Source organism: Saccharothrix sp. AJ9571 (assembly GCF_021725495.1).
Taxonomy (GTDB): domain Bacteria; phylum Actinomycetota; class Actinomycetes; order Mycobacteriales; family Pseudonocardiaceae; genus Amycolatopsis; species Amycolatopsis magusensis.
Genome location: NZ_CP091382.1, coordinates 1,563,025 through 1,578,033, shown reverse-complemented (window position 1 = coordinate 1,578,033; position 15,009 = coordinate 1,563,025). Strand labels below are relative to the sequence as shown.

The window sequence follows — 15,009 nt, the reverse complement described above, 5'->3', positions numbered from 1 at the left end:
CGATTCAGTAGCCGCGGACTTCGGGCCAGCGGCGTTCCACCCCGGCCCGGTCGAGCAGGCGGGCGAACTCGCCGAACAGCGATTCGTCGGCCTGCACCTTGCGTGGTGAGACCCCGCGCCGGAGGGCGAACCCGGCGAGGTGACCGGCCACCTCGCCGACGTTCCACTCCACCGGGTGCAGCCGGTAGCAGCCGTTGGTGATGTGCGTGGTGCCCAGGTTCTTGGCCGCGGGCAACAGGTTCTCCACCCGCTGCGGTAGCAGCGCGCCGAGCGGGATCTCGAACGGCACGCTCGCCACGTCCACGTAGTTGTCCCCGGAGGTGGACGGGTGCAGGTCGATCCGATAACTGCCGATGCCGACCGAATCGGCGTGGTGGGCGCGGCCGTGTGCACCGAGCAGGTCGAGCGAGACGTGGTGCTCGGTCACGGTGGTGACCGCCTTGATGCGCCGCGATTCGCGCACATAGGCGGATTTCGCCAGTCCGTCGGCGGTGCCGGTGACGTCGTGGCGCAGTTTCAGGCCGGGGAAGCCGACCTCGGTCTGCAGCCAGTAGAGGACGGACAGCGACAGCTGTTTCGCCTCGTAGTGCGCCTTCGCCACGGATTCGGCGTCGGCGATCCCGTCGATCTCCAGCGCCGGGCGCAGCCAGTAGTCGTTGAGCGGCCAGTTGACCAGCGTGACGTCCGAGTCGAACGAGCCGGGCGTGTGCATGCCCCTGGCCAGGATGCGGCGGAACCCCCACAGCTCCTTGTCCCCGGCGTCGGCGCTCTGGTCGGCGCTGATCGCGAGCGGGTCGGTGTCCGGGTTGGGCACGAAGGTGCGCGGCACCGGTTCCAGCGTGCGCGGGTCGGGCGCGAGGAGGCCGAGCAGTGGTCCCGGCCAGAACTCCGGCTGGTAGGAGCGCCAGAACTCGTACATCGCCGGGCGGTCGATCACGTGGTTCTGTCCACTGTGGTGGGACATGGCGAAGCAGTAGGTGATGCCCTGGAGGTTGCCGGGGTCGGCCTGCTCGGGGGCGTTCGGCTCGTCGTATTCGCGCTGCGCTTCGGCGCCGACCGCGAACTCGACCCCGGCCAGCGGCAGCAGATCGCCGTTCTCGGTGGCGTCGAGCACGTAGTCGGCCTGCACGTCGAGCAGGTTGCCGTGCTCGTCGCTCAGGCGCACGGATTCGACCTGGTCACCGTTGGTTTCCGCGGACACCGGCCGGTGCCCGGTCAGCAGGGTGATCCGCCCGGCGCTGATCTCCGGCGCCAGCATGGCCTCCAGCACCGCCAGTGCGACCCGCGGTTCGTGGCAGAGCTTGCTCACGCGCCCGGCACCCGGGTTCAGGTCGGTGAGGCCGCGGGCCTCGGCGCGCAGCGGGTAGTGGCGGCGGTAGTAGTCGCGGATGCCTTCGCGCAGCTGCCGGTAGGTGGCGGTGGAGCCGAAGCGCTCGATCCACGGGTTCTCGTCCGGTGGCACGGCCTGCGCGGTCAGCTGGCCGCCGATCCACGTGGTCTCCTCGGTGAGCACCACGCGGTGCCCGGCGCGGGCGGCGGCCAGTGCCGCGGCGACGCCGCCGAGGCCACCGCCGACGACGAGGATTTCGGTGGACAGTTCGTTCATGCGGGGCTTCCTTGGTTCACGGGGCCGACGGTGGTTCCGGCGACCGGTTCACAGGGCAGGAGCCGGCGGGCGGCCGGGGAGTCCTGGCCGATCTCGCGGGTGATCAGGCGGACCAGCAGGCGCACGGCCTGCCTGCCCATCTCGCGGCGGGGCACGGCGAAGCCGGTGACCTGCTCGGCTTGCCCGGGCGGTCTGCCGAGCACGGCCAGTGAGAGGTCGCGGGGGCAGGTGAGGTTGCCGGCTTCGAGTGCGTTGGTGACCGCGGTGTAGGCGGTCGAAGTGTCGGTTTCCTCGACGACGACGGCGGTGACGCCTTCGCTTATCCAGGCGTCGAGATCGATGCCGCCGTCGAGGCGGTGCACGGTCGCGGGCAGGCCGGCGGTCGCTTGGCGGAAGCCGCGCTCGCGATCGGTGGACGATGGGGCGTCGTCCTGCTCGCGGAGGTAGCGGATGTTGCGGTGTCCGTGGTGGATGAGCTGCTCGACGACTTTTGCCGAGGCTTCGACGTAATCGGCACCGACGAACGGGATGCGGTTGTCCAGTTCGGGTCTGCGTCCTATGTAGACCAGCGGGAAGCCGGATTCCAGCAGGCCGCCGATCGCCTCGTCCGGGACGTGCCTGCCGAAGAACAGGCAGCCGTCGGCGACCCGGGTACGCCGGATGGCCGCGGCGTCGTGGTCCCGGCGATCGGCGCCACCCCGGCCGGTGAACAGGATCAGGTCCTGCCCGAGCGCGGCGGCTTCCTCCTCGACGCCGACCAGGATCGGGTAGTAGGAGTCGGCGACGTCGGTCGGGAACGTGGTCTTGAAGGTGTAGAGCCCGAGCATGTGGTTGCGCGAGGACGCCAGCCGCGTGGCGACCGGGTCCGGCACGTAACCGAGCTTCTCGGCGGCTTCGAGCACGCGCAGCCGGGTGGTCTCGGCCATCCGGACGCGGGCGCGGTTGCCGCTGAGCACCACCGAGACGGTCGCCTGCGAGACCCCGGCCTCGCGGGCGATGTCCGCCTGGCGGGGCATGGCTCGACGGGTGGTCATGGGAGTCGCCTTCCTGGCTAATGCGGATTAGCAGAAGGCTGAGCGGTGCCCCGCAGGATGTCAACCAATCTGTCCGGTTTGCGGTGACGGCGGGACTAATACGTATTAGCACCTTGACGAGCGCGTTTCGCCTGCTCACACTCGCCGCCATCCTCCGATGACGAAGGAGCTTCCCTGATGAGCCGACTGTGGAACCGCCGAGCCGCGCTGAAGGTTGCGGCCGGGACCGGGCTGGGCCTGGTGGCCGCCTCCGCGCTGCCCGCCTCCGCCGCGCCGCCCGGTTTCCCCACGTACAAGTACCTGCGGACGGCGTTCGACAAGAACGCGCTCAAGTACAACCCGACGGGTGAACTGATCTTCCCGTGCGTGCGGGGCACGGCCGGCCGCATACCCGGCGCGTTGGGGCGGTTCTATTTGTACTACGCACCGCATGACGCGCCGGGCGGGATCTGCCTGGCTTATGCGGATTCACTGGGTGGCCCGTATACCGAGTACCCGGCGAATCCGATCATTTCGCGGGTGTGGCCGGGCGAGTATGAAGTGAGCCATGTTTCATCGCCGCACGCGTTGTGGAATGAGGATTCGAAGGAGATCTTCATGTACTTCCACGGCGAGAATTCGGTGACTCGGCTGGCACGTTCCAAGGACGGCATCAAATTTACGTACGACAAGGAAGTGCTCTCCACGCGCCTGTTGCCTGCGGGGACCACGGAGACATCGTATGCGCGGGTCTTCCGGCACGACCTGCCCGCGTTGGGGGCTCGGTACGTGACGGTGTTCATGATCAACACTACGGCGAACCGGCGGTCCATCGGGTGGGGGTGGTCGCCGGATGCGCGGAACTGGACGTTCTCGCAGAGTCCGTTGGTCCGCCCGGAGGAGGTGGGGGCGAGGGATATCGGGGCTCCGCACGTGGTGTCGCGGAACGGGTCGACTTATGTGGTGTACCACACGAATATCGAGGCTGGGGGGAGTATGCGGATTACCGAGGTGGGGAACGACTTCAGTCGGCGGGTCCACCTGGGGGTGTTTCATACGCCGTTGAGCGGGGCGCCGGACAATGGGCGGAGTGCGGCGCCGTCGTTTGGGTCGGATGGGGGTGTGGAGTACATGATTTATGAGGCTGGGACTCGGTTGAATGGGTCTATTGCGGTGGCTCGGGCGGGTTGAGGTTTTTGCCACCCCGGTTTTTTAGTGTGACTACGGCGAAGGCCCCGATGTCAAGGCGGGAAAGATGCCTTGACATCGGGGCCTTCGCCGTGTTTTTGGCTTGGGACCGGGGGTGGGGAGGGGTGGGTGGCTCTGGTGCTCGCGTTGGTGAGCCGGGCTGCGATTTGCGCCGGGGGAATCTTTGATGTGCCTGGGTGCGGTTTGCAGCGAGGAGGGCGAGCGGGCGAACGTGGAGGCGAGGGACACGAATGTGGCTTTGGGGGCGGAATCGGCCCCTAAAGCCACATTCGTGACAGCTGAGCGATCAGACGCGCTTGAACAGCAGGGCGCGCTTGACTTCTTGGATCGCCTTGGTGACCTGGATGCCGCGTGGGCAGGCGTCGGTGCAGTTGAACGTGGTGCGGCACCGCCACACGCCTTCGGCGTCGTTCAGGATGTCGAGGCGTTCTTCGGCGCCTTCGTCCCGGGAGTCGAAGATGAAGCGGTGCGCGTTGACGATCGCCGCCGGGCCGAAGTAGGAGCCGTCGCTCCAGTAGACCGGGCACGACGACGTGCAGCACGCGCACAGGATGCACTTCGTGGTGTCGTCGAAGCGCTCCCGGTCCGCGATGGACTGGACCCGCTCGCGCGTGGGCTCGTTGCCGTAGGCGATGAGGTACGGCTTGACCGCCCGGAACGCCTCGAAGAAGGGTTCCATGTCGACGTAGAGGTCCTTCTCCGTCTTCAGGCCCTTGATCGGCGCGATCGTGATGGTCGTCGGCTTGCCCTTCTTCGCCAGCAGGTCCTTGACCAGGACCTTGCAGGCCAGCCGGTTGATGCCGTTGATCTGCATGGCGTCGGAACCGCAGATGCCGTGCGCACAGGACCGGCGGAACGACAGGGTGCCGTCCACGTAGTTCTTGATGCTCGACAGCAGGTTCAGCACGCGGTCGGTGGGCAGCGCCGGGACGTCGTAGGACTCCCAGTGCGGCTCGGAATCCAGCTCCGGGTTGTACCGCAGGATCTTCACCGTGACGGTGAGCGAACCCTCCGGGGCGGGGATCTGCGAGGTGTCGTGCGCCTGTTCGGCTACCGCGGTCATCAGTACTTCCGCTCCATCGGCTCGTACCGGGTGAAGGTCACCGGCTTGTAGTCCAGCCGGATGTCCGCGAGGAAACCCGTCAGGCCCAGCGGGGCGTCGGGGTCTTCCTCCTCCGGCATCTGCTTGTACGACATCGAGTGCCGCATGAAGTTCACGTCGTCGCGGTTCGGGTAGTCCTCGCGCGCGTGCCCGCCGCGGGACTCCTTGCGCGCGAGCGCCGCCACCACCAGCGCCTCGGCGAGGTCGAGCAGGAAGCCCAGCTCGATCGCCTCGAGCAGGTCGGTGTTGAACCGCTTGCCCTTGTCCTGCACCGCGATCCGGCCGTAGCGCTCCTTGAGCGCCTGCACGTCGGTCAGCGCCTGCTTCAGCGTGTCCTCGGTGCGGTACACCGCCGCGTTCGAGTCCATCGTCTGCTGCAGCTCGGTGCGGATGTCGGCGACCCGCTCCCCGCCGTGGGCGGTGCGCAGGTGCTCGACCATGCCCTCGACCATGCGCGCCGGGGTCTCCGGCAGCTCGACGAAGTCGTGCCCGGCGGCGTACTCCGCGGCGGCGATGCCGGCGCGGCGGCCGAACACGTTGATGTCGAGCAGCGAGTTGGTGCCGAGGCGGTTCGCGCCGTGCACCGACACGCAGGCGACCTCACCCGCGGCGTACAGGCCGGGGATGACGTTGTCGTTGTCCCGCAGCGCTTCGCCGTGCACGTTGGTCGGGATCCCGCCCATCGCGTAGTGCGCGGTCGGGTATACCGGCACCGGCTCGACCACCGGGTCCACCCCGAGGTAGGTGCGGGCGAACTCGGTGATGTCCGGCAGCTTGGTCTCCAGCACCTCGGCCCCGAGGTGCGTGCAGTCCAGCAGCACGTAGTCCTTGTTCGGCCCGGCCCCGCGGCCTTCGAGCACCTCGAGCACCATCGACCGCGCGACGATGTCCCGCGGCGCCAGGTCCTTGATGGTCGGCGCGTACCGCTCCATGAACCGCTCGCCGGACTCGTTGCGCAGGATCGCGCCCTCGCCGCGGGCACCCTCGGTGAGCAGGATGCCCAGCCCGGCCAGGCCGGTCGGGTGGAACTGGTAGAACTCGATGTCCTCCAGCGGCAGGCCCTTGCGGAAGTAGATGCCCATGCCGTCACCGGTCAGCGTGTGCGCGTTCGAGGTGGTCTTGAAGACCTTCCCGAACCCGCCGGTGGCGAACACGATGGACTTGGCCTGGAAGACGTGCAGCTCACCGGTGGCCAGCTCGTAGGCGATGGCCCCGGAGGCCTTCGGCCCGTCGGGCGTGTCGGTCATCGCGATGTCGAGCACGTAGAACTCGTTGAAGAACTCGATGCCGTGCTTGACGCAGTTCTGGTACAGCGTCTGCAGGATCATGTGGCCGGTGCGGTCCGCGGCGTAGCAGGCGCGGCGCACCGCGGCCTTGCCGTGGTCGCGGGTGTGGCCGCCGAACCGGCGCTGGTCGATCTTGCCCTCGGGGGTCCGGTTGAACGGCAGGCCCATCTTCTCCAGGTCGAGGACCGCGTCGATGGCTTCCTTCGCCATGATCTCGGCGGCGTCCTGGTCGGTGAGGTAGTCACCGCCCTTGACCGTGTCGAAGGTGTGCCACTCCCAGTTGTCCTCTTCGACGTTGGCGAGCGCCGCGCACATGCCGCCCTGGGCGGCGCCGGTGTGCGACCGGGTCGGGTAGAGCTTGGTCAGCACCGCGGTCCTGGTGCGCTGACCGGCTTCGATGGCGGCGCGCATGCCGGCACCGCCCGCCCCGACGATCACCACGTCGTACTTGTGGAACTGCATTGCCGCTTCTCCTGAAGAACGTGTGTGGTGGGGTTAGCTGGCCGGCATGTCCGGGTCGAAGGTGAAGATCACCATGGTGCCCACCGCGAGGATCAGCACCATCGAGGTGTAGAGCACGATCTTCAGCCAGAACCGCGTGCTGTCCTTGCGCGCGTAGTCGTCGATGATCGTGCGCACGCCGTTGCCGCCGTGCAGCTGGGCCAGCCACAACATGGACAGGTCCCAGAACTGCCAGAACGGCGAGGCCCAGCGGCCGGCCACGAAGCCCCAGTTGATCCGGTGCACGCCGCCGTCGAGGATGTTCATGATGAACAGGTGCCCGAGCACCAGCACCATCAGCAGGACGCCGGAGACACGCATGAACAGCCAGCTGTACAGCTCGAAGTTGCTGCGCCGGGCAGCCGGGCGCCGCGGGGACCGCGGCTTGTCGAGTGGCATCGCCGCGCTCATCAGTGACCGCCTCCGAACATCGTGCTCACGGTCCGCTCGAGCATGAAGTAGGTGCCGGGAACCATCACCAGCACCCAGAGCCCGACCAGGCCCCAGAGCATCTGCTTCTGGTAGCGCGGGCCCTGCGACCAGAAGTCGACGAGGATCACCCGCAGCCCGTTGAGCGCGTGGAACAGCACCGCGCCGACCAGGCCGACCTCGATCAGGTTCACGATCGGGGTCTTGTAGGTCTCGATGACCTCGTCGTAGGCGTTCGGGGAAACGCGGACGAGCGCGGTGTCGAGCACGTGGACAAAGAGGAAGAAGAACGTGAGCACGCCGGTGATCCGGTGCAGCACCCAGGACCACATGCCTGGGTCACCGCGGTAGAACGTCCCGTTCCGGCGCGAGGCACCCGCCCGATCGCTCCGCGCCGCATCGCTCGCGGCGCCAGCAGTGGTGGACATCGGTGAACGGCCTCCAACGTCACTGATGGACTTGGCCCCGGTGACCGTGGCTTCGGCGTGTTCACCTGCGTGTTCTCCGGCGAAGGCACCTTGGTCAAGGTCATCGGGCGTGGATGCTGAGGATGCTAGACCTGCCCTTGACACGGGGCTCACCCTCGGGTTGCCGTATGTGATGAGCGTTATGCCCGGCAGGACCGCCGGGTACCCCTGTGGAGATCGACGACACGCCTTGTCGAACCACACGTTCCGGTGACAACGAGTGCACGGTTCATCGCTCGGGCGAACCACGAACAAACATTTGGGTTACGTAGCGTGCCGTCGATGTGTCCCCGTCATGGCGGACGGGTACGGTTCGCCCCGTCGAACCCGGCAGTGGAGCCGGGTTGTTCTCGGGCACCGTTGTGAAAGAGCAGCGGGGAGGGAGAAGCACCGTGCGCGGTACACGCAATCGCACACTGGCCGCCGTCGCCATGGCCGGTGTGCTGGCGCTGGCCGGTTGTGCGAAGGATTCCGGCGGCGCCGGCGGTGATACCGCTGCACCGGCTGACCAGGGTGCGCAGGGTTGCGTCACCGCGCCCAAGCCGCCTGCCGCGGCCCCGGCCGGGGAGAGCAAGGCCCAGGACAGCGAGAAGGTGGACGCCTCCAAGCTGAAGGTCGGGCTGGCCTACGACGTGGGTGGCCGGGGTGACGCCTCGTTCAACGACGCGGCCGCCGCGGGCGCCGACAAGGCCAAGGCCGAGCTGGGCGTGCCCACCATCAGCGAGAGCACCGCCACCGGCACCGAGTCCGAGGACTCGAAGCAGCAGCGCCTCAACCAGATGGCCACCGAAGGCTTCAACCCGATCATCGCGGTCGGCTTCGCCTACGCGGACTCCATCAAGGCGGTCGCGCCGAAGTTCCCGGACACCAAGTTCGCCATCGTCGACGACGACTCGGTGCAGGCGTCGAACGTCACCCCGCTGGTCTTCGCCGAGGAGCAGGGCTCGTTCCTGGCCGGCGTCGCCGCGGTCTACAAGAGCAAGAGCTGCCACGTCGGCTTCGTCGGCGGCGTGGACACCCCGCTGATCCAGAAGTTCGAGGCCGGCTTCCTGCAGGGCGTGAAGGCGGCTTCGTCCAAGGCCAAGATCGAGGACGAGTACCTGACCCCGGCGGGTGACATCTCCGGCTTCAACGACCCCGGCAAGGGCAACATCAAGGCCGCCGCCCAGATCAACAAGGGCGCCGACGTGATCTACCACGCCGCGGGCGCTTCCGGTAAGGGCGTGTTCGAGGCCGCGAAGTCCTCCGGCAAGGCGCTGGCCATCGGGGTCGACTCCGACCAGTACAACCAGAAGACGGTGGAGAACGCCAAGGACGTGATCATCACCTCGATGATCAAGCGCGTCGACGTGGCGGTGTTCGACTTCATCAAGGCCGTGGCCAAGGGCGACACCACCACCCTGCCCAAGCGGTTCGACCTCAAGGTCGACGGCGTCGGCTACGCCACCTCCGGTGGCAAGGTCGACGACATCAAGGACGTGCTCGAGGGTTACAAGGCGCAGATCATCAGCGGCGCCATCACCGTGACCGACAAGCCGCAGAAGTAACCTCGCTAGTTCACCTTCGCGTGGGGCCCACCGGCGGCGAACCCGTCCGGCGGGCCCCCCGCGTTGTTTCCGGGAGCATTCCTCAATGACAGAGCCGCAGCCCGAGCCCGGGTCACGCAGGCCGGTGGTCGAACTGGCCGGGATCACCAAGCGCTTTCCCGGCGTGGTCGCCAACTCCGACGTCAACCTGACCGTGCACGAGGGTGAGGTGCACGCGGTCTGTGGCGAGAACGGCGCGGGCAAGTCCACCCTGATGAAGATCCTCTACGGCATGCAGCGGCCGGACGAGGGCACCATCACCGTCAACGGCACGCAGGTCGAGCTGCGCAACCCGCAGGACGCGATCAAAGCCGGGATCGGCATGGTGCACCAGCACTTCATGCTCGCCGACAACCTGACCGTGCGCGAGAACGTGCTGCTCGGCGCGGAGTCGCTGCACGGCATCGGCCGCGCGGCCAAGGCGCGGCTGGCCGAACTGGCCGAGCGCACCGGCCTGCGCGCCGACCCGGACACGCTGCTCGAGGACCTCGGCGTGGCCGACCGCCAGCGCGTCGAGATCGTCAAGGTGCTCTACCGCGGCGCGAAGATCGTCATCCTGGACGAGCCGACCGCGGTGCTGGTGCCGCAGGAGGTCGACGCGCTGTTCGAGACCGTGCGCGACATGCAGCGCCAGGGTTTCACCTTCATCTTCATCTCGCACAAGCTCGACGAGGTGCGCGCGATCGCCGACTCGGTGACGGTGATCCGCCGCGGCACCACGGTCGGCTCGGCCGACCCGAAGAAGATCAGCTCCCGGGAACTCGCCGAGATGATGGTCGGCAGCGAACTGCCCAGCCCGGAGACCAGGGAGTCCACCGTGACCACCCGGGACGTGATCCGGATTTCCGGGCTGCGCCTGGAGGTCGAGGGCTCGGACCGGGCCGCGCTGGACGACGTCTCGTTCTCCGTGCGCGCCGGTGAGGTGCTCGGCATCGCCGGGGTCGAGGGCAACGGGCAGACCGAACTGGTCGAGACGATCATGGGCATGCGCAAGGCCACCGGCGGCACGGTCGAGCTGGTCGACGCCGACGGCAAGGTCCGCAACCTGACCCGCCTCGGCACGCTCGCCCGCCGAGAGGCCGGGATCGGCTACATCGCCGAGGACCGCACCCGGCACGGGCTGTTGCTGACGCAGCCGTTGTGGGCCAACAGGATCCTCGGCTACCAGACGCGGAAACCGGTGGCCAGCGGGCAACTGCTGGACATCGCAGGTGCCCGCAAGGACACCGAGCGGATCGTCGCCGAGTACGACGTGCGGACCCCGGGCATCGACGTGCCCGCCGCCGCGCTGTCCGGCGGGAACCAGCAGAAACTGGTGGTGGGCCGGGAACTCTCCGGCGACCCGGTGCTGCTGATCGCCTCGCACCCCACCCGCGGCGTGGACGTCGGCGCCCAGGCGTTGATCTGGGAGCAGATCCGCCAGGCCCGCGCGAACGGACTGGCCGTGCTGCTGATCTCCGCGGACCTGGACGAGCTGATCGGGCTGTCCGACACGATCCGCGTCATGCTGCGCGGCCGCCTGGTCAGCGAAGCGGACCCGGCGACCGTGACGCCGCAGGAACTCGGCTCGGCGATGACCGGTGCCGCTGAAGAAGGTGAAGTCGCATGAGTTCGTGGCGCACCAGGCTGCTGCCACCACTGCTGGCGATCGTGTTCGCCGTGCTGATCTGCACGGTGGCGCTGCTGATCTCGGGAGCCGATCCGCTCCAGGCCTTCGGCACCATGATCGCCCAGTTGTTCAAGGGCACCACCGCGATCGACACGCTGAACCTGGCCACGCCGTACTACCTGGCCGGTCTCGCGGTGGCGATCGGCTTCCAGATGAACCTGTTCAACATCGGCGTCGAGGGCCAGTACCGCTTCGCCGCGGTGGTCGCCGCGATCGCCGGTGGCGCGCTGCACCTGCCGCCGGTCCTGCACGCCATCGTGATCATCCTGGTCGCGGTGCTGGGCGGCATGCTCTACGCGGCCATCCCGGCGGTGCTGAAGGTGACCCGCGGGGTCAGCGAGGTCATCTCGACGATCATGCTGAACTCGATCGTCATCGGCATCATCGCCTTCCTGATCAACCCCGAGCAGTTCGGCGTGCAGCGCGGCAACAACGTGCACACCGAGCCGATCGACGACTCCGGCCTGATCCCCGGCATCCCGCTGGGCGGGCTCGGCGAGCTGTTCGGCTTCGTGCTGATCGCCATCGCGGTCGGCGGCGCGTACTGGTTCATGCTGAACCGCACGCGCTTCGGCTTCGAACTCAAGGCCAGCGGCGAGTCGACCACGGCCGCCGCCGCCGGTGGCGTGAACGCCAAGAAGATGACGCTGATCGCGATGCTGCTCTCCGGCGGGGTCGCCGGGCTGGTCGCGCTGCCGGAACTGCTCGGCCGCGACCACGTCTACGCCATCACCGCCGCGCAGGGCTACGGCTTCACCGGCATCGCGGTGGCGCTGCTCGGCCGCAACCACCCCGCGGGCATCGCGCTCGGCGCGGTGCTGTGGGCCTTCCTGGACAAGTCGGCGGTGTCGCTGGAGCAGATCCAGGTGCCGAAGGAGATCGCCACCATCATGCAGGGCACGATCGTGCTGTCCGTCGTGGTCGCCTACGAGATCGTCCGGCGCGCCGACCTGGCCGCCGAGCAGCGGCGGGTGGGCCGGGCACTGGCGGGCAACGGGCGCAAGCGCGGCAAGCCCGCCGACGTCAGTGAAGGGGGTGCGGTGTGAGCGCGCCGACCGACCTGGACCCGGCCCCCGCGCCGATGACCGCGACCGGCGGCAGGCCGAAGCGGCGCCTGCCCGGCTGGGCCAGGGCGATGCTCTGGGCCGCCGCGGCGCTGGTGGTGCTGTCCACCACCTCGTACCTGACCGGCGTGCCGGACCTGACCTCGTCGAACACCTCGCAGACGGCGTTGCGCCTGGCGCTGCCCATCCTGCTGGCCGGGCTCGGCGGGCTGTGGGCCGAACGCTCCGGCGTGATCAACATCGGCCTCGAGGGCATGATGATCCTCGGCACCTGGGGTGCGGCCTGGGGCGCCTACTACGGCGGCCCGTGGGCCGGGCTGGTGGCCGCGATCGTGCTCGGCGCCCTCGGCGGGCTGCTGCACGCGATCGCCACGGTCACCTTCAACGTCAACCACATCGTCTCCGGCGTGGCGCTGAACCTGCTCGGGCTCGGGGTGGCGAAGTACCTGGCGAGCCTGGTGTTCCGGCCGCTGTCGGGCAACCCGAAGCAGTCGCCGCCGGTGGAGAAGTTCGACACCTACTCGGCCACCTTCCTCTCCGACTGGCTCGGTGACCTCGAGGACGCGCAGCGGGTCGGCATCTCCGACGCGGCAGGCATCGTGCGCGGCCTGATCACCGGGGTGTCGCCGCTGGCCATGCTGGCGATCCTGCTGATCCCGGTCAGCTACTGGGTCCTCTGGAAGACCCGGTTCGGCCTGCGGCTGCGGTCGTGCGGGGAGAACCCGGTGGCCGCGGAATCCCTCGGCGTGAACGTGTACGTGCACAAGTACCTCGCGCTCGCGGTGTCCGGTGGCCTGGCGGGCATGGGTGGCGCCTCGCTGGTGCTGCTGCCCGGTGGCGCGGACTACCTGGAGAACCAGACCAACGGCCGCGGCTTCATCGGCCTCGCCGCGATGATCTTCGGCAACTGGCGGCCGGGCGGGCTGCTCGGTGGCGCGGCGCTGTTCGGGTACGCCGACGGCCTGCAGCTCTCCGGCGGCGGCGAAGCCGTGCTGGCGCTGCTGTACGGCGCGGTGATCCTGCTCGGCCTGATCGTGGTGATCCAGCTGGTCCGCCGCAAGTGGGTGGCGGCCGCGCTGGGCCTGGCCGGTGCGCTCGTCCTCTACTACATCTACTGGTCCAACGACGAACTGCCGAGCGACCTGATCCCGTACTCGGCGCACTTCGTCACGATCATCGTGCTGGCGGTGGCGTCGCAGCGACTGCGGCCGCCGAAGAAGATCGGCGCGAAATACCGGCGAGGCGAAGGTGACTGATTCTTTCGGGGGTCCGGGGGACGCCCCCCGTGCGGACAACGCTGACATCGACTGGGACGCGTTGCGGGCGAGCGCGGTTCGCGTCGCGAAGCTCGCTTACGCGCCGTACTCCGGACTCCAGGTGGGCGTCGCGGCCATTGTGGACGATGGCCGCGAGATCACCGGCTGCAACGTGGAGAACGCTTCCTACGGGCTGGGCCTGTGCGCGGAATGCACGATGGTCGGCCAGCTCCGGCTTTCCGGTGCCGGCCGGCTGGTCGCGGTCGCTTGCCGCAGCGGTGAAGGAGAACTCCTGATGCCGTGCGGCCGGTGCCGTCAGCTGCTCTACGAACACGGCGGCCCGGAATGCCTGGTGGACACCCCGAGCGGCATCCTGCCGATGTCGCAGGTGCTCCCGGACGCCTTCGGCCCGGAGCACCTGCCCGCATGAGCGCCGGGGAACCCTTCGCCGCGGTCGACGTCATCCGGTCCAAAAGGGACGGTGGACGGCTGACCGGCGAGCAGATCGACTGGGTGGTCGGCGCGTACACCCGCGGCGTGGTCGCCGAGGAGCAGATGTCCGCGCTGGCCATGGCGATCTTCCTGCGTGGCATGGATTCCGGCGAAATCGCGCGCTGGACCGGCGCGATGATCGACTCGGGGGAGCGGCTGTCGCTGCGGGGCAGCAGGCCGACCGTGGACAAGCACTCGACCGGTGGCGTCGGCGACAAGATCACCCTGCCGCTGGCGCCGCTGGTCGCCGCGTGCGGGGCGGCCGTGCCGCAGCTGTCCGGGCGCGGGCTCGGCCACACCGGCGGCACGCTCGACAAGCTGGAGTCCATCCCCGGCTGGCGCGCGGCGCTGTCCACCGAGGAGATCGTCCGGCAGCTGGAGGACGTCGGGGCGGTGGTCTGCGCGGCCACGCCCACGCTGGCGCCCGCGGACCGCAAGCTCTACGCGCTGCGGGACGTGACCGCCACCGTCGAGTCCATCCCGCTGATCGCCAGCTCGATCATGAGCAAGAAGATCGCCGAGGGCGCGGCCGGCCTGGTGCTGGACGTCAAGACCGGCTCCGGCGCGTTCATGAAGACGCGCGAGCAGGCGAAGGAGCTGGCCGAGGCGCTGGTCGCCATCGGCAAGGCACACGGGGTGGCGACCACCGCGCTGATCACCGAGATGGGCACCCCGCTGGGCCGCGCGGTCGGCAACGCGGTGGAGGTCGCCGAATCGGTCGAGGTGCTGCGCGGCGGCGGACCGGCGGACGTGGTCGAGCTGACCGTGGCGCTGGCGCGCGAGATGCTGGCGCTGGCGGGGCTGGGTTCGGTGGACCCGGCGGCCGTGCTGGCCTCGGGTGAGGCCTACGAGACCTGGTGCCGGATGATCCGCGCCCAGGACGGCGACCCGGAAGCCCCGCTCCCCGCGCCGAAGCACGTCCACATCGTGGAAGCCCCGGAGGACGGGGTGCTGTCCACTCTGGACGCCTACGCCGTCGGCGTGGCCGCCTGGCGGCTCGGTGCCGGGCGGGCGCGCAAGGAGGACCCGGTGCAGGCGGCCGCGGGCATCCTGTGCCACGCGAAACCGGGCGACCGGCTCTCCGCCGGGGACCCCGTCCTCGAACTGCACACCGACACCCCAGAGGCGCTCCCCGCCGCCCTGCACACCCTCGAAGGCTCCTTCACCCTCGGCGACACCGCCCCACCCCCCACCCCCGTCATCCTGGACACCCTCCGCTGAGTGCTATGAGTGGGGCATTACTTGCGTTGAATGCTAGTAATGCCCCACTCATAGCATTCGGACCGGCCACCCTGAGTGCGCGCGAAGAGGGGCGCCGTCCGGGTGGAC

13 protein-coding genes are annotated in these 15,009 nt (G+C 68.8%); 7 read left to right on the top strand and 6 right to left on the bottom strand.

Features of this window, described 5'->3' with window-relative positions:
• Positions 1 to 4: 4 nt before the first annotated feature.
• Both L3Q67_RS06450 and L3Q67_RS06445 read right to left on the bottom strand, forming a co-directional pair.
• Positions 5 to 1,606 (bottom strand): FAD-dependent oxidoreductase, encoded by a 1,602-nt coding sequence (locus L3Q67_RS06450; RefSeq protein ID WP_499188664.1) that lies wholly within the window; start codon positions 1,604 to 1,606, stop codon positions 5 to 7.
• Positions 1,603 to 2,640, bottom strand: a complete 1,038-nt coding sequence (locus L3Q67_RS06445; protein WP_499188663.1) for a LacI family DNA-binding transcriptional regulator — start codon at positions 2,638 to 2,640, stop codon at positions 1,603 to 1,605. The genes L3Q67_RS06450 and L3Q67_RS06445 overlap by 4 nt, the downstream gene beginning before the upstream one ends.
• A gap of 177 nt (positions 2,641 to 2,817) precedes the next feature.
• Here L3Q67_RS06445 and L3Q67_RS06440 point away from each other — a divergent pair, with 177 nt between their 5' ends.
• Positions 2,818 to 3,810, top strand: a complete 993-nt coding sequence (locus L3Q67_RS06440) for a glycoside hydrolase family protein (RefSeq protein WP_499188662.1) — start codon at positions 2,818 to 2,820, stop codon at positions 3,808 to 3,810.
• Between the two features lie 304 nt (positions 3,811 to 4,114).
• Here L3Q67_RS06440 and L3Q67_RS06435 read toward each other — a convergent pair whose 3' ends face one another.
• Genes L3Q67_RS06435 through sdhC form a run of 4 tightly spaced genes read right to left on the bottom strand, consistent with a single transcriptional unit; the run spans position 4,115 to position 7,574 of the window.
• On the bottom strand, positions 4,115 to 4,891 hold the full coding sequence (locus L3Q67_RS06435) for a succinate dehydrogenase iron-sulfur subunit (RefSeq protein WP_209664154.1): 777 nt from the start codon (positions 4,889 to 4,891) through the stop codon (positions 4,115 to 4,117).
• Positions 4,891 to 6,678 (bottom strand): succinate dehydrogenase flavoprotein subunit, encoded by a 1,788-nt coding sequence (gene sdhA, locus L3Q67_RS06430; protein WP_499188661.1) that lies wholly within the window; start codon positions 6,676 to 6,678, stop codon positions 4,891 to 4,893. Before sdhA ends, L3Q67_RS06435 begins: the two co-directional genes overlap by 1 nt.
• Positions 6,679 to 6,711: 33 nt before the next feature.
• Positions 6,712 to 7,128 carry a succinate dehydrogenase hydrophobic membrane anchor subunit gene (locus tag L3Q67_RS06425; RefSeq protein WP_499188660.1) on the bottom strand — a complete coding sequence of 139 codons (417 nt, stop codon included), beginning with the start codon at positions 7,126 to 7,128 and terminating at the stop codon, positions 6,712 to 6,714.
• Positions 7,128 to 7,574 (bottom strand): succinate dehydrogenase, cytochrome b556 subunit, encoded by a 447-nt coding sequence (gene sdhC / locus L3Q67_RS06420; RefSeq protein ID WP_209664157.1) that lies wholly within the window; start codon positions 7,572 to 7,574, stop codon positions 7,128 to 7,130. Before sdhC ends, L3Q67_RS06425 begins: the two co-directional genes overlap by 1 nt.
• Positions 7,575 to 8,044: 470 nt before the next feature.
• On the opposite strand from sdhC, the gene L3Q67_RS06415 reads away from it, so the two are divergent.
• From L3Q67_RS06415 to L3Q67_RS06390, 6 genes are all read left to right on the top strand, one after another.
• Entirely contained in the window at positions 8,045 to 9,160 is a 1,116-nt protein-coding gene (locus L3Q67_RS06415; protein WP_499191448.1) for a BMP family lipoprotein, read from the top strand.
• Positions 9,161 to 9,245: 85 nt separating this feature from the next.
• Positions 9,246 to 10,808, top strand: a complete 1,563-nt coding sequence (locus L3Q67_RS06410) for an ABC transporter ATP-binding protein (protein WP_499188659.1) — start codon at positions 9,246 to 9,248, stop codon at positions 10,806 to 10,808.
• Entirely contained in the window at positions 10,805 to 11,914 is a 1,110-nt protein-coding gene (locus L3Q67_RS06405; protein ID WP_499188658.1) for an ABC transporter permease, read from the top strand. The genes L3Q67_RS06410 and L3Q67_RS06405 overlap by 4 nt, the downstream gene beginning before the upstream one ends.
• A 35-nt stretch (positions 11,915 to 11,949) precedes the next feature.
• Positions 11,950 to 13,188: an ABC transporter permease gene (locus tag L3Q67_RS06400; protein ID WP_499191447.1), complete on the top strand. Its 1,239-nt coding sequence runs from the start codon at positions 11,950 to 11,952 to the stop codon at positions 13,186 to 13,188.
• Positions 13,181 to 13,618 (top strand): cytidine deaminase, encoded by a 438-nt coding sequence (locus L3Q67_RS06395; RefSeq protein WP_499188657.1) that lies wholly within the window; start codon positions 13,181 to 13,183, stop codon positions 13,616 to 13,618. The genes L3Q67_RS06400 and L3Q67_RS06395 overlap by 8 nt, the downstream gene beginning before the upstream one ends.
• Positions 13,615 to 14,901 carry a thymidine phosphorylase gene (locus L3Q67_RS06390; protein WP_499188656.1) on the top strand — a complete coding sequence of 429 codons (1,287 nt, stop codon included), beginning with the start codon at positions 13,615 to 13,617 and terminating at the stop codon, positions 14,899 to 14,901. The genes L3Q67_RS06395 and L3Q67_RS06390 overlap by 4 nt, the downstream gene beginning before the upstream one ends.
• Positions 14,902 to 15,009: the final 108 nt, after the last annotated feature.

Excerpts from the sequence above, each read along its gene's own strand:
- L3Q67_RS06450 (WP_499188664.1), bottom strand. The coding sequence starts at position 1,606 with ATGAACGAACTGTCCACCGAAATCCTCGTCGTCGGCGGTGGCCTCGGC.
- L3Q67_RS06445 (WP_499188663.1), bottom strand. The coding sequence starts at position 2,640 with ATGACCACCCGTCGAGCCATGCCCCGCCAGGCGGACATCGCCCGCGAG.
- L3Q67_RS06440 (WP_499188662.1), top strand. The coding sequence starts at position 2,818 with ATGAGCCGACTGTGGAACCGCCGAGCCGCGCTGAAGGTTGCGGCCGGG.
- L3Q67_RS06435 (WP_209664154.1), bottom strand. The coding sequence starts at position 4,891 with ATGACCGCGGTAGCCGAACAGGCGCACGACACCTCGCAGATCCCCGCC.
- sdhA (WP_499188661.1), bottom strand. The coding sequence starts at position 6,678 with ATGCAGTTCCACAAGTACGACGTGGTGATCGTCGGGGCGGGCGGTGCC.
- L3Q67_RS06425 (WP_499188660.1), bottom strand. The coding sequence starts at position 7,128 with ATGAGCGCGGCGATGCCACTCGACAAGCCGCGGTCCCCGCGGCGCCCG.
- sdhC (WP_209664157.1), bottom strand. The coding sequence starts at position 7,574 with ATGTCCACCACTGCTGGCGCCGCGAGCGATGCGGCGCGGAGCGATCGG.
- L3Q67_RS06415 (WP_499191448.1), top strand. The coding sequence starts at position 8,045 with ATGGCCGGTGTGCTGGCGCTGGCCGGTTGTGCGAAGGATTCCGGCGGC.
- L3Q67_RS06410 (WP_499188659.1), top strand. The coding sequence starts at position 9,246 with ATGACAGAGCCGCAGCCCGAGCCCGGGTCACGCAGGCCGGTGGTCGAA.
- L3Q67_RS06405 (WP_499188658.1), top strand. The coding sequence starts at position 10,805 with ATGAGTTCGTGGCGCACCAGGCTGCTGCCACCACTGCTGGCGATCGTG.
- L3Q67_RS06400 (WP_499191447.1), top strand. The coding sequence starts at position 11,950 with ATGACCGCGACCGGCGGCAGGCCGAAGCGGCGCCTGCCCGGCTGGGCC.
- L3Q67_RS06390 (WP_499188656.1), top strand. The coding sequence starts at position 13,615 with ATGAGCGCCGGGGAACCCTTCGCCGCGGTCGACGTCATCCGGTCCAAA.